The organism is Nocardioides szechwanensis, assembly GCF_900103935.1.
Classification (GTDB): domain Bacteria; phylum Actinomycetota; class Actinomycetes; order Propionibacteriales; family Nocardioidaceae; genus Nocardioides; species Nocardioides szechwanensis.
The window spans coordinates 1-20,843 of the sequence record NZ_FNIC01000014.1 but is presented as its reverse complement, the minus strand read 5'-3'; the positions used below and the strand labels follow the sequence as shown (position 1 = coordinate 20,843).

Annotated in this window: 20 protein-coding genes; 13 read left to right on the top strand and 7 right to left on the bottom strand. The window is 71.8% G+C overall.

What is annotated here, in order from left to right; translation table 11 throughout:
- Positions 1-169: 169 nt before the first annotated feature.
- The 9 genes from rplU (at position 170) to BLR90_RS20390 (ending at position 8,536) form a co-directional block, all read left to right on the top strand.
- Positions 170-472 carry a 50S ribosomal protein L21 gene (gene rplU, locus BLR90_RS20430; protein ID WP_091027083.1) on the top strand — a complete coding sequence of 101 codons (303 nt, stop codon included), beginning with the start codon at positions 170-172 and terminating at the stop codon, positions 470-472.
- Between the two features lie 32 nt (positions 473-504).
- Positions 505-759: a 50S ribosomal protein L27 gene (gene rpmA / locus BLR90_RS20425; protein WP_091027082.1), complete on the top strand. Its 255-nt coding sequence runs from the start codon at positions 505-507 to the stop codon at positions 757-759.
- Between the two features lie 116 nt (positions 760-875).
- On the top strand, positions 876-2,411 hold the full coding sequence (gene obgE, locus BLR90_RS20420) for a GTPase ObgE (RefSeq protein WP_091027081.1): 1,536 nt from the start codon (positions 876-878) through the stop codon (positions 2,409-2,411).
- Positions 2,408-3,529, top strand: coding sequence for a glutamate 5-kinase (gene proB / locus BLR90_RS20415; protein ID WP_091027080.1), 1,122 nt, complete (start codon positions 2,408-2,410; stop codon positions 3,527-3,529). The genes obgE and proB overlap by 4 nt, the downstream gene beginning before the upstream one ends.
- A gap of 20 nt (positions 3,530-3,549) precedes the next feature.
- A complete protein-coding gene (locus tag BLR90_RS20410) occupies positions 3,550-4,518 on the top strand; it encodes an endonuclease/exonuclease/phosphatase family protein (protein ID WP_091027079.1) in 969 nt (322 codons plus the stop codon).
- Positions 4,515-5,177, top strand: coding sequence for a nucleotidyltransferase domain-containing protein (locus tag BLR90_RS20405; RefSeq protein ID WP_218029508.1), 663 nt, complete (start codon positions 4,515-4,517; stop codon positions 5,175-5,177). Before BLR90_RS20410 ends, BLR90_RS20405 begins: the two co-directional genes overlap by 4 nt.
- A gap of 52 nt (positions 5,178-5,229) precedes the next feature.
- On the top strand, positions 5,230-6,414 hold the full coding sequence (locus BLR90_RS20400) for a cysteine desulfurase family protein (RefSeq protein ID WP_091027078.1): 1,185 nt from the start codon (positions 5,230-5,232) through the stop codon (positions 6,412-6,414).
- A complete protein-coding gene (gene mnmA / locus BLR90_RS20395; protein WP_091027077.1) occupies positions 6,411-7,547 on the top strand; it encodes a tRNA 2-thiouridine(34) synthase MnmA in 1,137 nt (378 codons plus the stop codon). Before BLR90_RS20400 ends, mnmA begins: the two co-directional genes overlap by 4 nt.
- Positions 7,544-8,536, top strand: a complete 993-nt coding sequence (locus tag BLR90_RS20390) for a methionine synthase (protein WP_245715431.1) — start codon at positions 7,544-7,546, stop codon at positions 8,534-8,536. Before mnmA ends, BLR90_RS20390 begins: the two co-directional genes overlap by 4 nt.
- 76 nt (positions 8,537-8,612) lie before the next feature.
- On the opposite strand, the gene BLR90_RS20385 is transcribed toward BLR90_RS20390, so the two are convergent.
- The 3 genes from BLR90_RS20385 to BLR90_RS20375 all read right to left on the bottom strand — a co-directional run bounded on the left by BLR90_RS20385 (position 8,613) and on the right by BLR90_RS20375 (position 11,707).
- A complete protein-coding gene (locus BLR90_RS20385) occupies positions 8,613-10,271 on the bottom strand; it encodes an MFS transporter (protein WP_091027076.1) in 1,659 nt (552 codons plus the stop codon).
- Positions 10,268-10,963: a TetR/AcrR family transcriptional regulator gene (locus BLR90_RS20380; protein ID WP_091027075.1), complete on the bottom strand. Its 696-nt coding sequence runs from the start codon at positions 10,961-10,963 to the stop codon at positions 10,268-10,270. The genes BLR90_RS20385 and BLR90_RS20380 overlap by 4 nt, the downstream gene beginning before the upstream one ends.
- 90 nt (positions 10,964-11,053) lie before the next feature.
- Positions 11,054-11,707 (bottom strand): alpha/beta hydrolase, encoded by a 654-nt coding sequence (locus BLR90_RS20375; protein ID WP_170254421.1) that lies wholly within the window; start codon positions 11,705-11,707, stop codon positions 11,054-11,056.
- A 96-nt stretch (positions 11,708-11,803) separates the two neighbouring features.
- Here BLR90_RS20375 and ligA point away from each other — a divergent pair, with 96 nt between their 5' ends.
- Positions 11,804-13,909 carry an NAD-dependent DNA ligase LigA gene (ligA, locus tag BLR90_RS20370; RefSeq protein WP_091027074.1) on the top strand — a complete coding sequence of 702 codons (2,106 nt, stop codon included), beginning with the start codon at positions 11,804-11,806 and terminating at the stop codon, positions 13,907-13,909.
- On the opposite strand, the gene BLR90_RS20365 is transcribed toward ligA, so the two are convergent.
- The 4 genes from BLR90_RS20365 to BLR90_RS20350 all read right to left on the bottom strand — a co-directional run bounded on the left by BLR90_RS20365 (position 13,885) and on the right by BLR90_RS20350 (position 17,177).
- Positions 13,885-15,108: an RNA polymerase sigma factor gene (locus BLR90_RS20365; RefSeq protein WP_091027073.1), complete on the bottom strand. Its 1,224-nt coding sequence runs from the start codon at positions 15,106-15,108 to the stop codon at positions 13,885-13,887. The two genes, ligA and BLR90_RS20365, sit on opposite strands and share 25 nt — an antisense overlap.
- The gene (locus tag BLR90_RS20360; RefSeq protein WP_091027072.1) at positions 15,105-15,473 is read right to left on the bottom strand and encodes a YciI family protein; all 369 of its coding nucleotides are present in this window, start codon (positions 15,471-15,473) and stop codon (positions 15,105-15,107) included. Before BLR90_RS20360 ends, BLR90_RS20365 begins: the two co-directional genes overlap by 4 nt.
- Positions 15,474-15,568: 95 nt before the next feature.
- Complete coding sequence (locus tag BLR90_RS20355) at positions 15,569-16,666, bottom strand: hypothetical protein (protein ID WP_143016292.1); 1,098 nt, start codon at positions 16,664-16,666, stop codon at positions 15,569-15,571.
- Positions 16,659-17,177, bottom strand: coding sequence for a SigE family RNA polymerase sigma factor (locus BLR90_RS20350; protein WP_091027070.1), 519 nt, complete (start codon positions 17,175-17,177; stop codon positions 16,659-16,661). The genes BLR90_RS20355 and BLR90_RS20350 overlap by 8 nt, the downstream gene beginning before the upstream one ends.
- A gap of 117 nt (positions 17,178-17,294) precedes the next feature.
- Between BLR90_RS20350 and gatC the strand changes: the two genes are divergently transcribed.
- From gatC to gatB, 3 genes are read left to right on the top strand one after another with little or no spacing between them, the layout of a single operon-like run.
- On the top strand, positions 17,295-17,594 hold the full coding sequence (gatC, locus tag BLR90_RS20345) for an Asp-tRNA(Asn)/Glu-tRNA(Gln) amidotransferase subunit GatC (RefSeq protein WP_091027069.1): 300 nt from the start codon (positions 17,295-17,297) through the stop codon (positions 17,592-17,594).
- The gene (gatA, locus tag BLR90_RS20340; protein ID WP_091027068.1) at positions 17,591-19,126 is read left to right on the top strand and encodes an Asp-tRNA(Asn)/Glu-tRNA(Gln) amidotransferase subunit GatA; all 1,536 of its coding nucleotides are present in this window, start codon (positions 17,591-17,593) and stop codon (positions 19,124-19,126) included. Before gatC ends, gatA begins: the two co-directional genes overlap by 4 nt.
- Positions 19,123-20,616, top strand: coding sequence for an Asp-tRNA(Asn)/Glu-tRNA(Gln) amidotransferase subunit GatB (gene gatB, locus BLR90_RS20335; protein WP_091027067.1), 1,494 nt, complete (start codon positions 19,123-19,125; stop codon positions 20,614-20,616). Before gatA ends, gatB begins: the two co-directional genes overlap by 4 nt.
- Positions 20,617-20,843: the final 227 nt, after the last annotated feature.

The window sequence follows — 20,843 nt, the reverse complement described above, 5'->3', positions numbered from 1 at the left end:
CGCCCGCTCACGTTTTGCGGTGGGGGCGGCGCGTCCGTAGTATTGACCCTCGGTGCGCTCACGCGTGCCCACTCTGTCCCAAAGCTTCCACGGTATCCCTCCACCTCCGGGTGGGCGAGGCGTGCCGCAGCCCAAGCGTGTTTCAGCAAGACCGACGAAGGAGACCGCGGTGTACGCGATCGTGCGCGCAGGCGCCACCCAGCAGAAGGTCGCCGTTGGCGACGTCATCGAGATCGACAAGGTGACGACCGGCGTCGGCGAGTCGGTGACCCTTCCGGTGGTGCTCGTCGTCGACGGCGAGACCGTCACCGCGACCGGCCTGGACAAGGCCTCGGTGACCGTCGAGGTCCTCGGCGCCACCAAGGGCCCCAAGATCATCATCCAGAAGTACAAGAACAAGACCGGCTACAAGAAGCGCCAGGGTCACCGCCAGAAGTACACCCAGGTCAAGGTCACCGACATCTCCCTCTGAGCCCTGGCTCGAGACACACGAAGGACTGACACATGGCACACAAGAAGGGCGCCGCGTCCACCAAGAACGGTCGCGACTCAAACTCCCAGCGCCTCGGCGTGAAGCGCTTCGGCGGCCAGGAGGTCAACGCCGGCGAGATCATCGTTCGCCAGCGTGGCACCCACTTCCACCCGGGCAGCGGCGTCGGCCGTGGCGGCGACGACACCCTCTTCGCGCTGGTCGCGGGTGCGGTGGAGTTCGGTCGCAAACGCGGCCGCAAGGTCGTCAACATCGTCCCGGGCGAGTGACCTGACGCTCGCTCGTTCTTTCTTTCCGCGCTTGGGCGTCCCTGATCTCGGGGTCGCCCTTTCGCTATTTTCCGACCAGTTCCGACCAGCACAGACAACAGACAGGCGGTGAAACCATGGCAGTCCCCACCTTCGTCGACCGGGTGTCGCTCCACGTGAGCGCGGGTCGCGGCGGCAACGGCGTCGCCTCGGTACACCGCGAGAAGTTCAAGCCCCTCGGCGGCCCCGACGGCGGCAACGGCGGGCCCGGCGGGTCCATCATCCTGCGTGTCGACCCCGACATCACGACCCTGATCGACTACCACCACAGCCCCAAGCGCACCGCCGAGGCCGGCGGCCACGGCGCCGGTGCGCACCGCAACGGCGGCCATGGCTCCGACCTGGTGCTGCCCGTGCCCGACGGCACCGTCGTCACCGACGCCGCCGGTGAGGTACTGGCAGACCTGACCGGCCCCGGCACCGAGCTGGTGATCGCCCAGGGCGGTCGCGGTGGCCTCGGCAACGCCGCGCTGGCCAGCTCCAAGCGCAAGGCGCCCGGCTTCGCCCTGCTCGGCGAGCCCGGTGACGAGCTCGAGATCCGCCTCGAGCTCAAGATCGTGGCCGACATCGGCCTGGTCGGCTTCCCGAGCGCCGGCAAGTCCAGCCTGATCGCCTCGATCTCGCGGGCCCGGCCCAAGATCGCCGACTACCCGTTCACGACCCTGGTGCCCAACCTCGGCGTCGTCACCGCCGGCGAGACGACCTTCACGGTCGCCGACGTACCCGGCCTGATCGAGGGTGCCAGCGAGGGCCGCGGCCTGGGCCACGACTTCCTGCGCCACATCGAGCGCTGCGCGGCGCTGGTCCACGTCGTCGACACCGCGACTATGGAGCCCGGGCGCAACCCGGCCGACGACCTCGCGGTCATGGAGAACGAGCTCGCGCGCTACGGCGGTCTCGAGGACCGTCCCCGGCTGGTCGCCCTCAACAAGGTCGACGTACCCGACGGTCGCGACCTGAGCGACATCGTGATCGAGGACCTGCGCGCCCACGGGCTGCGGGTCTTCCCCGTGTCGGCCGCCAGCGGCGAGGGCATGCGCGAGTTGACGTTCGCCATGGCCGAGATCGTGCGGGCCGCTCGTGCCGAGCGCGAGGTGGCCGAGGCACAGCGGATCGTGCTGCGCCCGCCGAGCGCCGACAACAGCGACTCCTTCACCGTCACCGAGACCCCCGACGGCTGGCGGGTCCAGGGCACCAAGCCCGAGCGCTGGGTGCGCCAGACCGACTTCAGCAACGACGAGGCCGTGGGCTTCCTCGCCGACCGGCTCAACCGGCTCGGGGTCGAGACCAAGCTGCTGCGGATGGGTGCCGAGGAGGGCGACATCGTCATCATCGGCCACGTCGACAACTCGGTCGTCTTCGACTTCAAGCCCGGCATCGACGCCGGCGCGGAGAACCTCGCCCGACGCGGCGAGGACGAGCGCTTCGAGGAGAAGCGCCCCGCCCACGGTCGCCGGCGCGCGATCCAGGAGGCGATGCCCGAGCGCGGCGAGACCGAGACCCGTGCCGACGTGGCGCGCCGCCTCGACAAGCCGGAGAAGTTCGGGCCGAAGTCCTACACGATCGGCTCGCGCGACGACCCCGACTGGTCTGAGAGCGACCCCGACGCATGACCGCCGGCCTGCGGCTCGAGGTCACCGGCGCGCGCCGGGTCGTGGTCAAGGTCGGGTCGTCGTCGCTGACGACCACCGCGGGCGGGATCGACCCCGCCACCGTGAGCCGGCTGGTCGACGTACTCGCCGCCGCGCGCGGTCGTGGCGCCGAGGTGGTCCTGGTGTCCTCGGGTGCCATCGCCGCCGGCCTCTCGCCGTTGGGCCTGCGCAAGCGGCCCCGCGGGCTCGCCGCGCAGCAGGCGGCCGCGTCGGTGGGGCAGGGGCTGCTGGTGCACCGCTACACCGAGGAGCTCGCGCGCCACGACGTCGTGGCCGGGCAGGTGCTGCTCACCCTCGACGACGTCACCCGGCGCTCGCACTACCGCAACGCGTTCTCCACCTTCGCCAAGCTGCTCGAGCTCGGCGTGCTCCCGATCGTCAACGAGAACGACACGGTCGCCACCAACGAGATCCGCTTCGGCGACAACGACCGCCTGGCCTCGCTCGTCGCGCACCTCGTGCACGCCGACCTGCTGGTGCTGCTCTCCGACGTCGACGGCCTCTACACCGCCGACCCGCGTGACCCGGGCAGCACGTTGGTGCCCGAGGTGCGGTCGTTCGCCGACCTCGCTCACGTGCGCGTCGGGAGCCCGGGGGCGGCGGGTCTGGGCAGCGGCGGCATGCAGACCAAGCTCGAGGCCGCCCGTATCGCCACCGGTGCCGGTATCCCCGTCGTGCTCGCCGCGGCCGAGCAGGCGGATGCCGCGCTGGCGGGGGAGCGTGTCGGCACCCTCTTCCACGCCACCGGGAAGCGGCGCTCCACCCGGCTGCTGTGGCTGGCGCACGCCACCGAGCCGAAGGGCACGCTGCTGCTGGACCCCGGCGCCGTCCGCGCCGTCGTCGAGCGCCGCGCCTCACTCCTCGCCGCCGGTGTCACCGGGGTGATCGGCGCGTTCACCGCCGGCGACCCGGTCAACCTCGCCGGCCCCGACGGCGCCGTCGTCGCGCGTGGGCTGGTCAACTTCGACGCCGGCGAGGTCCCGCAGCTGCTCGGCCGGAGCTCGCACGACCTCAAGCGCGAGCTCGGCGCCGCCTACGAGCGTGAGGTCGTCCACCGCGACGACCTGGTGCTGCTCTAGCGCGCCGGTAGGTTGGCGACATGACCCCCGCGCGTGCTGCCTACTGGTGCGCGCTCACGGTGGTCCTGCTGCCCGCGGCGGCGCTGACCGTCGTACGGCTGGTGGAGCCTGACCTGGCCCGTGCGGTCCAGCTGCAGGCGTTCACGCCCTTCGGGCTTCCGTTGTACGCCGTCGGGCTGGTGCTGCTGCTGGGCGGGATGCTGCGCGGGGTGGCCGGCCAGCGGTTGCTCGCGGTGCCGCTCGTGATGGCGGTCGCGGGGCTGGGGCTGCACGGCTGGTGGTTCGCGCCGCTGGTCACCGGTCCCGACCCGGAGCCGCCCACCAGCGGGGATGAGGTCGTCGTCCTGACGTCGAACCTCTTCGCCGGGCGAGGAGACGCGGCCCAGCTGGTCGAGGAGGCGAGCGCGGCGCGGGTCGACGTACTCGTCGTCAGCGAGGTCACCGAGCGCGCCGTGCTGGACATGGAGGCGGTGGGGCTCGCGGACGTCTTCCCCTACCGCGCGGGCCGAGCCGGCGAGACGGTGATGGGCACCATGGTCTTCTCGCGGGAGCCGATCGAGGTCGTCGAGACCCTGGACACGCTCTTCGACGGGCTTCGCGTGCGCACCGGCGACCTCGACCTGCTCGCGGTGCACCCTGCGCCGCCGACGCTGTTCCACGACTGGGGCAAGGACCACCGGATGATCCTGACGGCGGCGCAGGAGCCCGGCGTCGACCTGATCGCCGGTGACCTCAACGCCACCCTCGACCACGCGCCCCTGCGCGCCCTCGTCGACGCCGGCTACCGCGACACCGCCGAGCTCGCCAACGAGGGGCTGGCGGCCACCTGGCCGGTCGACGGCGGGTTCCCGCTGCTCAGCCTGCTGCCGCCGTCGGTGGCGATCGACCACATCATGGTGGCCACCGGATGGGTCGTGGCAGCCACCGAGACCGTCGACATCGACGGCGCCGACCACCGCGCCGTCCTGGCTACGGTGGTGTCCCGATGAACCAGGACCAGCCGCTCGACCCACCTCTGGCGCCCCAGCCCGCACCCGAGATGGACGACGACACCTTCTTCCGGTGGTACGGCGAGTGGGAGCCGCTCGACCCGACGACCATCGCCGAGTTCATGGCCGGCTTCGACCGGCCGTGGTGGGTGATCGGCGGCTGGAGCATCGAGGCGTTCACCGGCGTCGAGCGCGAGCACGACGACCTCGACATCTCGATGCTCACCTGCGACGCGGTGGCGTTCCGAGAGTTCCTGGGGGAGCGCTACACACCCTGGGTGGTCGGCTCGGGGAGCATGCACCCCTTCACCCCCCAGCACGCCGACGTCGGCCGCGAGGGCCAGCTGTGGGTGCGCGAGCATGCGGGAGCGCCGTGGTTCCTGGACGTCCCACTGACACCGGACACCGACGGGATGTGGACCAACAAGCGCTGGCCCGCGCACGTCGCGCCGGTCGAGGAGGTCACCTGGGCGGCCGCCGACGGCGTCCGCTACCTCCGCCCGGAGGTGACGGTGATGATGAAGGCGCGCCTCGACCGGCCCAAGGACCGCGCCGACCTGGACGTCACCTGGCCGCTGCTCACCGACCCCGAGCGGGCCTGGGTCCGCGAGACGGTCGCGCTGGCCCACCCCGGCCATCCGTGGCTCGAACGCCTCTGAGACGGCTCTGATGGCGGGCCACGACAGGGTGCGCCGTACGCTTGAGCCTGCCATGAGTCACTCCGCCCACGAGTCGGTCGTCTACCTCGACCACGCCGCCACCACCCCGATGGTGCCCGCGGCGGTCGAGGCGCTCACCGCCCACCTGCTCGACGTCGGCAACCCCAGCTCGCTGCACGCCTCCGGGCGCCGCGCGCGCCGGGTGGTCGAGGAGTCGCGCGAGACCATCGCGCAGGCGCTCAACTGCCGCCCCGGCGAGGTCGTCTTCACCGCCGGCGGCACCGAGGCCGACAACCTGGCGCTCAAGGGCATCTACTGGGCCCGGCAGGCCGCCGACCCGCGGCGCACCCGCATCCTGGTCACCGCGATCGAGCACCACGCCGTCCTCGACCCGGTCTTCTGGCTCGGCGAGGACGAAGGCGCCCACGTCGACCTGGTCCCCGTCGACCGTGACGGCCGCGTCGACGTCGACGCCCTGCGGGCCCTCATCGAGCAGGACCCCGACACCGTCGCCCTGCTGTCGGTGATGTGGGCCAACAACGAGGTCGGCACGGTCCAGCCGATCGACGAGGTCGTCGCGCTCGCGAGCAGCCATGGCATCCCGGTCCACACCGACGCGGTCCAGGCCGTCGGCACCGTCCCGATCGACTTCGCGGCCTCGGGCGTCGACGCCCTCACCCTGACCGGCCACAAGCTCGGCGGGCCCTACGGCGTCGGCGCGCTCGTCGTACGACGGGAGCTCGAGGTCACCGCGCTGGTCCACGGGGGCGGCCAGGAGCGCGACATCCGCAGCGGCACCATCGACACCCCGGCCATCGCGGGCTTCGCCGCCGCGGTCGAGCTCGCCGTCAAGCACCAGGCCGAGCACGCCACCCGCGTCTCGGCGCTGCGCGACCGGCTGGTCGCGGGTGTCCTGGCGGCGGTGCCCGACGCCGTCGTCAACGGTGACCTGACCCACCGGCTCCCGGGCAACGCCCACCTCAGCTTCCCCGGCTGCGAGGGCGACTCGCTGCTGATGCTGCTCGACGCCCGCGGCATCGAGTGCTCCACCGGCTCGGCCTGCTCCGCCGGAGTGCCGCAGCCGTCGCACGTCCTGCTGGCGATGGGGCGCGCCGACGACGAGGCCCGCAGCTCGCTGCGCTTCTCCCTCGGCCACACCTCGACCGAGGCCGACGTCCAGGCCCTGGTCGAGGCAATCGGTCCGTGCGTCGAACGGGCCAGAGCAGCGTCACGATGAAGGCGGTCCCTGAGGAGCGAGCGAAGCGAGCGTCTCGAAGGGTCCTCGCTGCCATGTCCGGCGGCGTCGACTCGGCGGTCGCCGCGGCCCGCGCCGCCGAGGCCGGCCACGACGTCACCGGCATCCACCTCGCGCTGTCGCGCAACCCCGCCTCCTACCGCTCCGGCGCCCGCGGCTGCTGCACGATCGAGGACAGCAACGACGCCCGCCGCGCGGCCGACGTCATCGGCATCCCGTTCTACGTCTGGGACCTCAGCGAGCGCTTCCACGAGGACGTGGTCGAGGACTTCATGGACGAGTACGCCGCCGGGCGCACCCCCAACCCGTGCCTGCGGTGCAACGAGAAGATCAAGTTCGCGGCGGTGCTCGACCGCGCGCTGGCGCTGGGCTTCGACGCCGTCGCGACCGGCCACTACGCCCAGCTGCGCCCCGGCGCCGACGGGCTGATCGAGATGCACCGAGCCGTCGACCACGGCAAGGACCAGTCCTACGTGCTCGGGGTGCTCGACCAGCACCAGCTCGCCCACTCGTTGTTCCCTCTGGGCGACACGACCAAGGACGTCGTCCGCCAGGAGGCCGCCGCTCGCGGGCTGCTGGTCGCCGACAAGCCCGACAGCCACGACATCTGCTTCGTGGCCGACGGCGACAACGCCGGCTGGCTGCGCGAGAAGCTCGGGGATCGCGCACCCAACCACGGGGGAGCGATCGTCGACGACGCGACGGGGGAGGAGCTGGGCCGCCACACCGGGACCTACGGCTTCACCATCGGCCAGCGCAAGGGGCTGCGGATCGGCACCCCCGCAGCCGACGGCAAGCCGCGCTTCGTGCTCGACATCGAGCCGGTCACCGGCACCGTGACCGTCGGCCCGCACGAGCGGCTCGCGGTCAGCCGGCTGTCCGCCATCAAGCCCCGCTGGTGCGGCACGGTCCCTCGCCGCCTGGAAGGCACCGTCCAGCTGCGCGCCCACGGCGGTGAGCACCGAGCGGTCGTGGCCACCGGCGACGGTGCGGTCGAGATCGAGCTGCTGGACCCGGCGTACGGCATCGCCCCCGGGCAGGCGGCCGTGATCTACGACGGCAGCCGGGTCGTGGGCTCGGCCACCATCGCAAGCACCTCGACTGGGACGTCGTGACCTGGGCCACCGGCGTCGGGTCGATGCCCGGCGACGACCAGCGTGACTACGACGAGGCGCTGCGCACCGTCCTCGGTGAGCTGCCCGACCTCGCCCACCTGCCCGAGGTCCCGGGACGCGGGGCGCCGGCCGGCATGACCGGCCGGGGGCTGGCCGTGATGGCCGACCTCGGCGCCGACCTTCAGCCCGCCGGCTGGCGGCTCACCGACGCGCCCGGCATCGACCACCGTCGCGCGCGCAGCCTGCTCGCCCAGGACCTCGACGCCCTCGAGGAGCAGGCCCAGGGCTACGCCGGCACCTTCAAGGTCCAGGTCGCCGGGCCGTGGACCCTGGCCGCGACCGTCGAGAAGCCCCGCGGCGACAAGGTGCTCTCCGACTCCGGCGCCCGGCGGGAGCTCGCGCAGGCGCTCGCCGAAGGCGTCCGCGACCACATCCGCGACCTACGTCGCCGGCTGCCGTCGGTGGACCGGCTCGTCGTGCAGGTCGACGAGCCTTCGCTGGCCGCGGTCCTCGCGGCCCGCATCCCGACCGCGTCCGGCTTCGGCCGGCACCGGACCGTCCACCCGCCCGAGGCGTCGGAGCACCTGGAGTGGGTCCTGGGCGCGATCGCCGACGAGGGCGCCGAGCCGTGGGTGCACTCCTGCGCGCCCGAGACGCCGTGGCAGCTGCTGCGCGGCGCGGGTGCCCGTGGGCTGTCGGTCGACCTGGACCTGATGACCGCGCACGACCACGACGTCCTGGCCGAGGCGCTCGACGCCGGCGAGACCGTCGCGCTCGGCGTCGTACCCTCCCTCGACCCGGAGCGGGCGCCCACCGAGACCGAGGTCACCGAGCGGGTCATGCGCTGGCTCGACCTGGTCGGTCTCGACCCGACGACGAACGGCGGCTCGCTGGTCCTGACGGCGACCTGCGGGCTGGCCGGTGCGTCACCCTCGTGGACCGCCCAGGCGCTGCGGCTGATCGCCGCCGGCGCCCGCAACCTGTCGTAGGACGACGAGACCCGGCCACCCGCAACGGGTGACCGGGTCGTGAAAATGACTTCGTCATTCCATCGGGAGTGTTGCGTCAGCCGACGTGGACGCCCTCGGGGCCGTCCGTGGCCAGCTCCTCGTGCTTGACGTCCAGGAAGATCCAGACGACGACCGAGGCAGCGAGCATCAAGAGCGCGCCCACGAAGAACGCGTTGGTCGCGCCCTCGGTGAACGTCGACTGGAACACCGCGGCCTGGAGGATGCTGATGTCCGCCCCCGGCACCGGGGTGCTGGGGTCGACGTTGGCCTGCGTGAGGCCCTGCGTCAGCGGACCCACGACGGTGTCGGTGCGGTTGTTGATGAAGTGCAGCGACACCGTGCTGAGCGTGGCCAGACCGAGCGCGCCACCGACCTGCTGCATCGTGTTGAGGACGCCCGAGCCGATCCCGGAGTCCTCGGCGCGCAGGTGGTGCACCGCGGTGAGGGTCAGCGGGACGAAGACGAGGCCCATGCCCACCGACATCGTGATGATGTAGGGGAAGATGTGCGCCCAGTAGTTGACGTCCTCGCCGGCCGTGCCGCCACCGAGCAGCTGCCCCAGGACACCTGACGTCGAGTCGTCGATCGACAGCCTCGAGAACATGAACAGCGAGAACGACGCGAGCAGGGTGCCGACGCCCGCGAGGTAGCGCGGGTTGACCCGGTTGACCAGGTTGGACGACAGCCCCGCACCGATCACGATGCCGAACGAGAACGGCAGGAACGCGAAGCCGGCCCGCAGCGGCGAGTAGCCGACGATCTGCTGGATGAAGAGGCTCAGGAAGTAGAACATCGAGAACATCGCCGCGGGCGCCAGCATCATCGCCAGGAAGCTCGAGGCGCGGGTGCGGTTCTGGAAGATCCGGATCGGCAGGAGCGGGTGCTCGACGCGCGACTCGATGAGCGCGAAGACGACCAGCAGGACGACACCGGCCACCAGGCTGGCGATCGTCCAGGTGTCACCCCAGCCGTAGCGCTCGTCGCCGGCGCGGGTGAGGCCGTAGACGATGCCGAGCAGACCGAAGGTGCCGGTGATGGCGCCGGGCACGTCCAGCTCGCCCTTGTGCGACTCCGACTCGCGCAGGAAGCGCGGGGCGAGGGCCGCGGCTGCGAGACCGATCGGGGTGTTGATCAGGAACGTGAAGCGCCAGCCGGCGACCTCGGTGCCGAAGATCTCCGGGTTGAGGCCGGTGAGCCAGCCACCGAGGATCAGGCCGACCGCTGCGCCGGCGCCGGACATCGCGGCGTACACGGCGAAGGCGCGGTTGCGCTTGGGGCCGGCCGGGAAGGTCGTGGTGATCAGCGCGAGTGCCGCAGGAGCGGCGAGTGCGGCGCCGAGGCCCTGGAGGGCGCGGGAGCCGAGCAGCATCGTCTCGTTCTGGGCGAAGCCGCCGATGAGCGAGGCGATCGCGAACACGGTCAGGCCGAGGGCGAAGATCCGCCGCCGTCCGTAGAGGTCACCGAGCCGGCCACCGAGCAGGAGCAGGCCACCGAAGGCCAGCGCGTAGCCGGTGACGATCCAGGCCAGGTTGGCCTGGGTGATGTGGAGGTCGTTGCCGATGTAGGGCAGGGCGATGTTGGTGATCGTGCCGTCGAGCACGACCATCAGCTGGGCGATGGAGATGAGCACGAGAGCCCACCCGAGGTGGAGCTCCTTCTCGTCCGGCTGCGCGGGCTCCGGGGCGTGACCCTCGGCGGCTTGTACGTCGGTCATGAGTCTGCTTTCTCTGCTGAGGTCGGCGTGGTCGTCGTCGTGCGGGTGGTGGTCGTGGGCCGCGCGCCGTAGGTGGCTGCCGGCATGATGATCTGGTCGATGACGCGGGCGATGACGTCCGCGTCGGGTACCTCCCCGAGGAGGAAGAGGCGGTGCAGGATGATGCCGGGCACCGCCGGTGCGAACAGGTCGAGGTCGACGTCGGCGCAGATCTCGCCGCGCTCCCGGGCCCGTTCGAAGATCCGTCGGCCGACCGCGGCCTTCGGGGCGATGAAGTCACGCCGGAAGGCCAGCGCGAAGTCCTCGTCGCGGCTGATCGCGGTCAGCACGCTCGCGAACACCGCGATCTGGTGGGCGTCGGTGAGCCCGCCCATGCCGCAGAACGACTCGAGCAGGTCTCCCCGCAGGGTGCCGGTGTCGGGCTCGGAGATCGGGCCCTTCTGCGAGAGCAGGGCGTCGATCACCAGGCTGGTCTTGTCGTTCCACCGGCGGTAGAGCGTCGCCTTGGAGGCTCGGGCCCGGGTCGCGACGGCGTCCATCGTGAGCCGGTCGTAGCCGAGCTCGGCCAACGCGTCGAGGGTGGCGTCGAGGATCTCCAGCTCGCGGTCACCCTCGATCCGCGGCCGGTGCGAGGTCGCGTCGGCGGTGCTGGGGGTGCTGGGGGTGGTGCTCTGGGTGCTGGCCTGGTTCACGACGCCTCCTACCCGTTACTCGGATGAAACGAAACAGTTCCGTTTCATCCCCAACAGAGTAGGTCGCCGAGGCATTCCCCCCAAAACCAATTAATCTTTCGGGACGCCAAACTCCTCGAGAAGCTCCAGCGACGAGTCGAGCGCGAAGGCGTTCCAGGTGCCGGAGCGGCGCAGCAGGTAGTGCCCGATCCGGCCCATGTCGGTGAGCGAGGCCGACGCGGCGACGCGGGCGGCGCGGGCGACATAGGCGTCGGTCATCCGGTACGACGTGATCCGGTCCGTGCGGCCGTGGGCGGCGCGGACGTGCTTGCCGGCCAGGGTGCCCACCGGGTCGGCGTCCGACCACCACGGGGCGAGCGCGACCACGCCGACGACGGCTGGGTCGGCGGCCACGTGCACCGCGGTGCGCCCACCCATCGAGTGCCCGAGCAGTACGACGGGCACGTCGCCGAGCTCACGGCGTACCTGCTCCAGCGCCCAGCGCGCGTCGGTGACGGGCGACCCGGCGTTCCAGCCGCGCTCGCGGTAGCGCAGCAGCCAGGTGCTGACCTCGGCCGCGTGGGCGCTGGGGGTGATCGCGCGCTGGAGTGCCGCGTGCCGGAGCCACGAGGCGCTGCGCCCGTCGACGGGGACGGTGCTGTGGGCCTTGCCGCCGTGGAGCATCAGCACCAGCCCGCGCGGGGTGCCGGGTGCGTCCAGGCGGGTCAGCGAGGGCGCGGTCAGCGTGGGCAGGGTGTCCTCCATGGGAGAGGTTCGGAGCCGCCAGCGTGACAGATTGGCCCCGACCCACCTGCGCCACTCCGGCGTCAGGGTGTCGGTGCGACCCGGCAAGATGTGCCCATGAGCGAAGAGCAGCCGACGCCCGCGACCCCGGAGGCCCGCGACGAGCACCAGCAGCTGGTCGAGCTCGTCGAGGACGCCCGCTGGCGCTACTACGTGCTCGACGACCCGACGCTCGACGACGCCGACTTCGACCAGCGGATGCGCCGCCTGGAGGAGCTCGAGGAGGAGTTCCCCGAGCTGCGCACCCCCGACTCGCCCACGCAGAAGGTCGGGGGAGCAGTCTCGACCGAGTTCACCGCCGTCGACCACCTCCAGCGCATGGAGAGCCTCGACAACGCGTTCTCCTACGACGAGCTGGCGGCCTGGCACGCGCGCCTGGGCCGCGACGGCATCGAGTCGCCCGACCTGCTCTGCGAGCTCAAGGTCGACGGCCTCGCGATCAACCTGCTCTACGACAAGGGCCGTCTGGTGCGCGCGCTCACCCGCGGCGACGGCCGCACCGGCGAGGACGTCACGCCCAACGTCAAGACCATCGAGTCGGTGCCCCACCGACTGCGTCAGTCCGACACCTACCCCGTCCCCGACCTGGTCGAGGTGCGCGGCGAGGTCTTCCTCCCGCGCGACGCCTTCGAGCGGCTCAACGCCTCCATGGTCGACGCCGGAAAGCCGATGTTCGCCAACCCGCGCAACGCCGCGGCCGGCTCCCTGCGGCAGAAGGACCCCAAGGTCACCGCCACCCGCGCGCTCGGCCTGGTCTGTCACGGCATCGGGGCCCGCGAGGGGTTCGAGCCGACCGCGCAGTCGATGGCCTACGCCGCGCTCGCCGAGTGGGGCCTGCCGGTCTCCGAGGCGGTCAAGGTGCTGCCGACGCTGGAGAAGGTCCAGGACTACATCGCCGACGCCGGCGAGCGGCGCCACACGATCGTCCCCTACGAGATCGACGGCGTCGTGGTGAAGGTCGACGACGTCGCGCTCCAGCGCCGCCTGGGCTCGACCAGCCGGGCGCCGCGCTGGGCGATCGCGTTCAAGTACCCGCCCGAGGAGGTCAACGCCGAGCTCCTCGACATCCGCGTCAACGTCGGTCGCACCGGTCGGGTGACGCCGTACGGCGTGATGGTGCCGACGCTCGTGGCCGGCTCCACGGTCGAGAACGCCACGCTCCACAACGCGCACGAGGTGAAGCGCAAGGACGTCCGCCCCGGCGACACGGTCATCCTGCGCAAGGCCGGCGACGTGATCCCCGAGATCCTCGGGCCGGTGCTCGCGCTGCGACCCGAGGGGCTGGCCGAATGGGTGATGCCGACCGAGTGCCCTGCCTGCGGCACCACCCTGGCCGAGCAGAAGGAGGGCGACAAGGACCTGCGCTGCCCCAACCACGAGCGGTGCCCGGGCCAGGTCCGCGAGCGGGTCTTCTTCGTCGCCGGGCGCAGCGCGTTCGACATCGAGGGGCTCGGCTACGAGGCCGCGGTCGCGCTGCTCGACGCCGAGGCCATCACCAACGAGGGCGACCTCTTCGACCTCACCGCCGACCAGCTGCTGCGGGCCCCGCTGTTCACGCGCGCGCCCAAGAAGGGGGAGGAGGGGCCCCAGCTCAGCGCCAACGGTCAGCGGCTGCTCGACAACCTCGGCGCTCGTCTGGACGTCCCGCTCTGGCGGGTGCTGGTGGCGCTCTCGATCCGCCACGTCGGGCCCAGCGCCGCCCGGGCCCTGGCCCAGGAGTTCGGCTCCATGGCGGCCATCCGCGGGGCGAGCGAGGAGCGGCTCGCCGCGGCCGAGGGCGTCGGTCCGACCATCGCCCGCGCGGTCATCGAGTGGTTCGACGTCGACTGGCACGTCGCCATCGTCGACAAGTGGGAGGCCGCCGGGGTCTCCATGGAGGACGAGCGCGACGAGTCCACGCCGCGCACCCTCGAGGGCCTGACGATCGTGGTGACCGGCTCGCTGGTCGACTTCAGCCGCGACTCCGCCAAGGAGGCGATCCTCAGCCGCGGTGGCAAGGCGTCCGGCTCGGTCTCCAAGAAGACCGACTACGTCGTGGTCGGCGAGAGCGCCGGCTCCAAGGCCGACAAGGCCGAGCAGCTCGGCGTGCCGATCCTCGACGAAGCCGGGTTCAAGCAGCTGCTGGCCGACGGTCCGGCTCAGGAGCCGTCCGACAACGGGTAGCGGTGCAGGCGGGTGGTGAGCAGCCGCCGCTCGGCCTCGTTGTCCGTGAGCCCGAGCGCGCGCCGGTTGGCGGCGTCGGCCTCCTCGGGACGCCCCAGCCCGCGGAGCAGCTCGGCGCGCGTCGCGTGCCACAGGTGGTACGACGCCAGGTCGGCGCCCAGCGTGTCGACCTCGGTCAGCGCCCGCTCCGCCTCGGCGGGGCCGAGCTGCGCCAGCGCGACGGCCCGGTTGAGCAGCACGACCGGCGACGCGTCGTGCGCGCACAGGACGTCGTACAGCGTGACGATCTGGAGCCAGTCGGTCGCCGCCCACGACGGGCTGGCCGCGTGACAGGCGGCGATCGCGGCCTGTAGCTGGTAGGGGCCGGGGGAACGCAACGCCGCGGCGCGCTCGAGCAGGTCCTCGCCGGCGGCGAGGGCGTCGGCGTCCCAGCGGGTGCGGTCCTGGTCGCGCAGCAGGACCAGTACGCCGTGCTCGTCGAAGCGCGCGCCGGCCCGGGCGTGCTGGATGGTGAGCAGCGCGGCCAGGCCCCAGGCCTCGGCCTCGTGGGGCAGGCTGGCCGCGACGACCTCGGCCAGCCAGACCGCGTCGGCGGCCAGGTCGCGGTCCTGGGTGGTGCCGGTCGACGACACGAAGCCCTCGTTGTACATGACGTAGACGACCGCCAGCACGTCGCGCAGCCGGGCCCGGAGCTCGGCCGACTCCGGGACGGTGAGGGCGATGTTGGTGGCGACGATCTTGCGCTTGGCGCGCACGATCCGCTGCGCCAGCGTCGACTCGTTGACGAGGAAGGCTCGCGCGATCTGGGGCGTGGTCAGGCCGACCACCGCGCGCAGCGTCAGCGCCAGGCGGGCGTCCGGCGCCAGCGCCGGGTGGCAGCAGGCGAAGAGCAGCGCGAGGCGTTCGTCGGTGCCGGACCGGCTCTCGGAGGGTCGGTCGGCCCGGTGGGCGAGGGCACGCTGCCGCGTGGCACGTCGTACGCCGTCGAGCGCGTTGCGGCTCGCCGCGACCTGGAGCCACGCACCCGGGCGCTCGGGAGGGCCGTCACGTCGCCAGGTCGTGAGTGCCTCGACCACCGCGGTCTGCACGGCCTCCTCGGCGAGGTCGAAGTCGCCGAAGCGCCGGGTCAGCCCGGCCACCAGCGGACCGGCCTCCTCGCGCAGGGTCTGCGCGAGGAGCCGGTCGGCGGGGTGGTTCACCCCTCCATGTGCGAGTAGTCCTCGACCATCGGGCGGATCTCGACCGAGCACCCCGGCAGCTGGAGCATCGGCCAGGTCTTGGTGATCGCGACCGCCGCGTCCATGTCGGCGACGTCGACCACGGTGAAGCCACCGATGACCTCCTTCGCCTCGTTGAACGGCCCGTCGACGACGAGCGGACCGCCGTCGTCGTGCCTGACCGTGGTCGCGGTGGTGACCGGGTGCAGCTCGGCGCCGGAGTCGGAGATGGCGTCAGCATGGGTGCCGAACCACTCGTAGACCTCCTTGTAGACCGCCTGCGCACGGTCGGGGTCGACGGCGGCGTCGAGCTCGGGCTGTGAGGTGAACATGAGCACGTACTTCATGGGCTTCTCCTGTCGGAAATGAACAGTCTCGCCATCTCGACGCCGCCCGGTCGAGGGAATCGACAGCCCGACCGATGAATTTCCTCGAGGACCGCCTACGACTCGTAGGTCCGACCGCCCAGCTGGGCCTCGGCGATCGGGCCGTCCAGCTCCAGCGGGGTGCTGGTGCACTCACCGGTCGCGGGGTCGCAGGAGTCGAAGCCGTCCTGCGTGAGCCGGAACAGCTCGCCGCCGGCGGTCCACCCGAAGTCGTAGACCTGGCCCTGGACCGTGACGTGCGAGCCGGTGCCGACGTCGTAGACCTCGAACTCGCCCGTGCCGGCGTCCATGCTCTCGATCTCGAGGGTCGCGAACCGTCCGTCGGGAGAGAGCGACAGATAGCCGTAGTCCGGGAACGAGACCGTCAGCAGCTCGTCGCCGGTCTCGGCGTCGGCGACGGTGGCCGAGCCCTGCTCGCTGTTCGAGACCCGGCCGCCCGCGATCTCGGGGTAGCCGCTGACGATGCCCGGCTGGGTGATCTCGCCGGTGCTCCAGTCGATCACGAAGTCGTCGCCCTCGGCGCCGAGGTAGACCTTGTCTCCCGAGATGGCGACCGGCAGGAAGCTGGCCGCGGCGCCCGGCACCGGCACCCGTGCGACCTCGGTGTCGGTGTCGACGTCGTGCACGACGACCTCGACCGTGCCGCCGGTGTCCTGCGCGTAGGCGACGTATGGCTGCTCGGGGTCGGTGGCGTGCACGGTCTCCTCCGTCTCGACGCTCACGGGGGAGACGGTCCCGTCGGGACGCACCAGCGAGAAGCGTTGCGGGCCGCCGCCGTCGCTGTAGGAGTTGTTGCCGTGACGCACGAGCACGCCGACCGAGGTGTAGTAGAGCGACTTCACCGCCTTGTCGTCGATGGTCACCTGCTGGGTGGCGTCGTCGAAGTAGACGGTCGACCCGAGCGCGAACGTCACTCCGGGGTCGGCCGCTGCGTCGACTCCGGTGGACGGGGTGGGCCGGGAAGGGTCGTCGCCGCCGAGGATGACGGCGCCGCCGCCCACGACGAGAAGCACGCTCGCCGCGGCGCCGACGACAGAGAGGCGCCGGCGGCGGCGCAGCGCGCGGCCCTGGGCGAGGACCGGCCCGGCCGGCGGTGGGGGTACGTCGAGGCGGTCGGCCTCGAGCTGCATCAGGGCGCTGAGTCGTTCAGTCATGGCGGGCTCCCAGGGTCTGCGGCACGACGGCCTCGCCGAGCTGCACGCGCAGCTTGGCGAGCGCCTCGGAGGTCTGGCTCTTGACGGTGCCCTCGGTGATCCCGAGGGCGCGGGCGGTCTCGGCGACGCTCAGGTCGTCGTAGTAGCGCAGCACGACCACCGCCCGCTGGCGCGGGGGCAGGAGGCCGAGTGCCGAGATGACGGCCGGTCGGTCGCTCGGGTCCGAGTCGTGGGCGAGCTCGGGCAGGTCCTCGGTGGGCCGCTCGTTGCGCCACGACTTCTTGCGGAACCACGAGGCCGCGGTGTTGACCAGCACCTTGCGGGCGTACGCCGGTGCCGCCTCGAGGCTGCGGACCTTGGGCCACGCGGCGTAGGTCTTGGCGAGCGCGGTCTGCACGAGGTCCTCGGCCTCGCCGCGGTCGCCCAGCATGAGGTACGCCGTGCGGTAGAGCGCCGGCCACGTGGCGTGGACGAACTCCGTGTACTCCGAGTCGGACGGTGTCCGTGACATCGATGGCTCTCCTTGGTCGTCCCTTGCTCCTCACAGTGCAAGATGCGGCCGCGAACGGTTCGGTTGGGCGGTGCCCCGAGACTGCCCGGAGGCGGAGCGAACCCTAGGATTGACCGTATGCCTGAAATCTCCAGGGACGAGGTCGCGCACCTGGCGGTCCTCGCCCGGATCGACCTCGACGACGCCGAGCTCGACCACCTCGCCCCGCAGCTGTCGGTCATCCTCGAGTCGGTGGCCTCGATCAGCGGCGTCGCGGGCGACGACGTACCCCCGACCTCGCACCCGATGCCGCTGACCAACGTCTTCCGCGACGACGTCGTGGTGCCGGGCCTCACCGCCGAGCAGGCGCTGGCCGGCGCCCCGGCCTCCGAGCAGCAGCGCTTCTCGGTGCCGCGGATCCTGGGAGACGAGCAGTGAGCCTCCTCCGCAAGACCGCCGCCCAGCTCGCCGACGCGCTCGCCGCGGGCGAGACGACCTCGGTCGAGATCACCCAGGCCCACCTCGACCGGATCGGCGAGGTCGACGGTGCCGTCCACGCGTTCCTCCACGTCGACGCGGAGGGTGCGCTCGCGCAGGCCGCCGAGTCCGACGCCCGCCGCGCCGCGGGCAAGCCCGCCAGCGCGCTCGACGGCGTGCCGATCGCGGTCAAGGACGTGCTCGCGACCGAGGGGCTGCCGACCACCTGCGGCTCCAAGATCCTCGAGGGCTGGGTTCCGCCGTACGACGCCACCGTGGTCAAGCGGCTTCGTGCCGCCGGGCTGCCGATCCTCGGCAAGACCAACATGGACGAGTTCGCGATGGGCTCCTCCACCGAGCACTCCGCCTACGGCCCCACCCACAACCCGTGGGACCTCGACCGGATCCCCGGCGGGTCCGGCGGCGGCTCGGCCGCGGCCGTGGCCGCCTTCGAGGCGCCGCTCGCGCTCGGCACCGACACCGGCGGCTCGATCCGCCAGCCCGGTGCGGTCACCGGCACCGTCGGCGTGAAGCCGACCTACGGCTCGGTCTCCCGCTACGGCCTCGTGGCTCTGGCCAACTCCCTCGACCAGGTCGGCCCCGTCACCCGCACCGTGCTCGACGCGGCGCTGCTGCACGAGCTGATCGGCGGCCACGACCCGCTCGACTCCACCTCGATCCGCGAGTCCGTGCCCGACCTGACCGACGCCGTCCGAATGGGCGCGACGGGTGACCTGACCGGCGTACGCGTCGGCGTGGTGAAGGAGCTCGGCGGGGATAGCCAAGAAAATGAGGGATGGCAGGACGGCGTCCAGGCGCGCTTCCAGGAGGCCGTCGACCTGATGGTCGCCAACGGCGCCGAGGTCGTGGAGGTGTCGTGCCCGACGTTCGTGCACGCGCTGGCCACCTACTACCTGATCCTGCCGGCCGAGGCGTCGAGCAACCTCGCGAAGTTCGACGCGATGCGTTACGGCCTGCGGGTCCTGCCCGAGGGGATCATCGACCCCAGCGCCGAGGACGTCATGCGCGCGACCCGCGACGCCGGGTTCGGTGACGAGGTCAAGCGCCGGATCATCCTCGGCACCTACGCCCTGTCCAGCGGCTACTACGACGCCTACTACGGCCAGGCCCAGAAGGTGCGCACGCTGATCTCTCGCGACTTCGACGCGGCGTTCGCGAAGGCCGACGTGCTCATCTCCCCGACGGCGCCGACCACGGCGTTCAAGCTGGGGGAGAAGCTCGACGACCCGATCGCGATGTACCTCAACGACCTCGCGACCATCCCGGCCAACCTGTCCGGCGTCCCCGGCATCTCGGTGCCCGGTGGTCTCGCCGAGGAGGACGGGCTGCCGGTCGGCATCCAGATCCTCGCCCCGACGATGGCCGACGACCGGGTCTACCGCGTCGGCGCCGCGCTCGAGACGCTGCTCACCGACACGTGGGGCGGGCCCCTGCTCGACCGCGCCCCTGCCCTTGAAGGAGTCTCGCGATGAGCGACGTCCTGGTCCCGTGGGACGACGTGCTGGCGGCCTACGACCCCGCCCTGGGCCTCGAGGTCCACGTCGAGCTCAACACCAACACCAAGATGTTCTGCGGCTGCCCGGCGGTCTACGGCGGGGAGCCCAACACCCAGGTCTGCCCGACCTGCCTGGGGCTGCCCGGCGCGATGCCGGTGGTCAACGGCAAGGCCATCGAGTCGGCGATCCGGATCGGGCTCGCGCTCAACTGCGAGATCGCCGAGTGGTGCCGTTTCGCGCGGAAGAACTACTTCTACCCGGACATGCCCAAGAACTTCCAGACGTCGCAGTACGACGAGCCGATCTGCTTCGAGGGCTGGATGGACGTGGAGGTGGACGGCGAGAACTTCCGCGTCGAGATCGAGCGCGCTCACATGGAGGAGGACACCGGCAAGTCGCTGCACGTCGGCGGCGCCACCGGCCGGATCCACGGCGCCGACTACTCGCTGGTCGACTACAACCGCGCTGGCATCCCGCTGATCGAGATCGTCACGAAGCCGATCATGGGTGCGGGGGAGAAGGCGCCGGCCGTGGCCCGCGCCTACGTCAGCCAGCTCCGCGACCTGATCCTCGCCCTCGGCGTCTCCGAGGCGCGCATGGACCAGGGCAACCTGCGCGCCGACGTCAACCTGTCCCTGGCACCCAAGGGCAGCGGTGGCCTCGGCACCCGCACGGAGACCAAGAACGTCAACTCGTTCCGCTCCGTCGAGCGCGCGGTGCGCTACGAGATGCAGCGTCACGCCGCGGTGCTGAACGCCGGGGAGGCGATCTTCCAGGAGACCCGCCACTGGCACGAGGACACCGGGGTCACCACCAGCGGTCGCGCGAAGTCCGACGCCGACGACTACCGCTACTTCCCCGAGCCCGACCTGGTACCGGTCGCGCCCAGCCGGGAGTGGGTCGACGAGCTGCGCGGCACGCTGCCCGAGAACCCGGTCGAGCGCCGGGCCCGGCTGCAGGCCGACTGGGGCTACACCGACCTGGAGATGCGCGATGTCGTCGCGTCCGGCGTCCTGGTCCCGATCGAGGAGACGGTCGCGGCCGGCGCCTCGCCGCAGGCGGCGCGCAAGTGGTGGAGCTCCGAGCTCGCCCGGCGGGCCAACGACGCGGGGGTCGACGTCGTCGACCTCGGGGTCAGCCCCGCGCAGGTGGCCGCCGTACAGGCCCTCGTCGACGCCAAGACGATCAACGACAAGCTGGCCCGCCAGGTCTTCGACGGCCTGCTCGCCGGTGAGGGCACCCCCGAGGAGATCGTCGCGGCCCGCGGGCTCGCGGTCGTCTCCGACGACGGCGCCCTCGGTGCGGCCGTCGACGTCGCGATCGCGGCCAACCCCGACGTCGCCGACAAGATCCGCGACGGCAAGGTCGCCGCCGCCGGCGCCCTGATCGGCGCGGTCATGAAGGAGATGAAGGGCCAGGCCGACGCCGGACGGGTGCGTGAGCTGATCCTGGAGAAGCTCAGCTGACGCCAGCTTGAGCGCCCCACGTTCCTCTCAGGGGTTTCATCTGGGGGTTCGTGTGCCCCAGCGAGCTCCCCGCCGCACTGTCAGACACACGACCCGTCTGCTCGACGAGACGATCACCGTGAAGAAGAAGGACTAGGGCGCGTCTCCGAAGTCATGCGAGCCAGAGCATGATCGCGGCGAGGACGACCCCGCCTCGATAGATCACTGCGTGCTTGTCGTAGCGCGTC

Coding starts and splice junctions, on each gene's coding strand:
- gatB (WP_091027067.1), top strand. CDS start 19,123: ATGAGCGACGTCCTGGTCCCGTGGGACGACGTGCTGGCGGCCTACGAC.
- ligA (WP_091027074.1), top strand. CDS start 11,804: ATGAGCGAAGAGCAGCCGACGCCCGCGACCCCGGAGGCCCGCGACGAG.
- proB (WP_091027080.1), top strand. CDS start 2,408: ATGACCGCCGGCCTGCGGCTCGAGGTCACCGGCGCGCGCCGGGTCGTG.
- BLR90_RS20360 (WP_091027072.1), bottom strand. CDS start 15,473: ATGAAGTACGTGCTCATGTTCACCTCACAGCCCGAGCTCGACGCCGCC.
- mnmA (WP_091027077.1), top strand. CDS start 6,411: ATGAAGGCGGTCCCTGAGGAGCGAGCGAAGCGAGCGTCTCGAAGGGTC.
- BLR90_RS20355 (WP_143016292.1), bottom strand. CDS start 16,666: ATGACTGAACGACTCAGCGCCCTGATGCAGCTCGAGGCCGACCGCCTC.
- BLR90_RS20385 (WP_091027076.1), bottom strand. CDS start 10,271: ATGACCGACGTACAAGCCGCCGAGGGTCACGCCCCGGAGCCCGCGCAG.
- BLR90_RS20375 (WP_170254421.1), bottom strand. CDS start 11,707: ATGGAGGACACCCTGCCCACGCTGACCGCGCCCTCGCTGACCCGCCTG.
- obgE (WP_091027081.1), top strand. CDS start 876: ATGGCAGTCCCCACCTTCGTCGACCGGGTGTCGCTCCACGTGAGCGCG.
- BLR90_RS20350 (WP_091027070.1), bottom strand. CDS start 17,177: ATGTCACGGACACCGTCCGACTCGGAGTACACGGAGTTCGTCCACGCC.
- rpmA (WP_091027082.1), top strand. CDS start 505: ATGGCACACAAGAAGGGCGCCGCGTCCACCAAGAACGGTCGCGACTCA.
- BLR90_RS20400 (WP_091027078.1), top strand. CDS start 5,230: ATGAGTCACTCCGCCCACGAGTCGGTCGTCTACCTCGACCACGCCGCC.
- BLR90_RS20410 (WP_091027079.1), top strand. CDS start 3,550: ATGACCCCCGCGCGTGCTGCCTACTGGTGCGCGCTCACGGTGGTCCTG.
- BLR90_RS20405 (WP_218029508.1), top strand. CDS start 4,515: ATGAACCAGGACCAGCCGCTCGACCCACCTCTGGCGCCCCAGCCCGCA.
- gatC (WP_091027069.1), top strand. CDS start 17,295: ATGCCTGAAATCTCCAGGGACGAGGTCGCGCACCTGGCGGTCCTCGCC.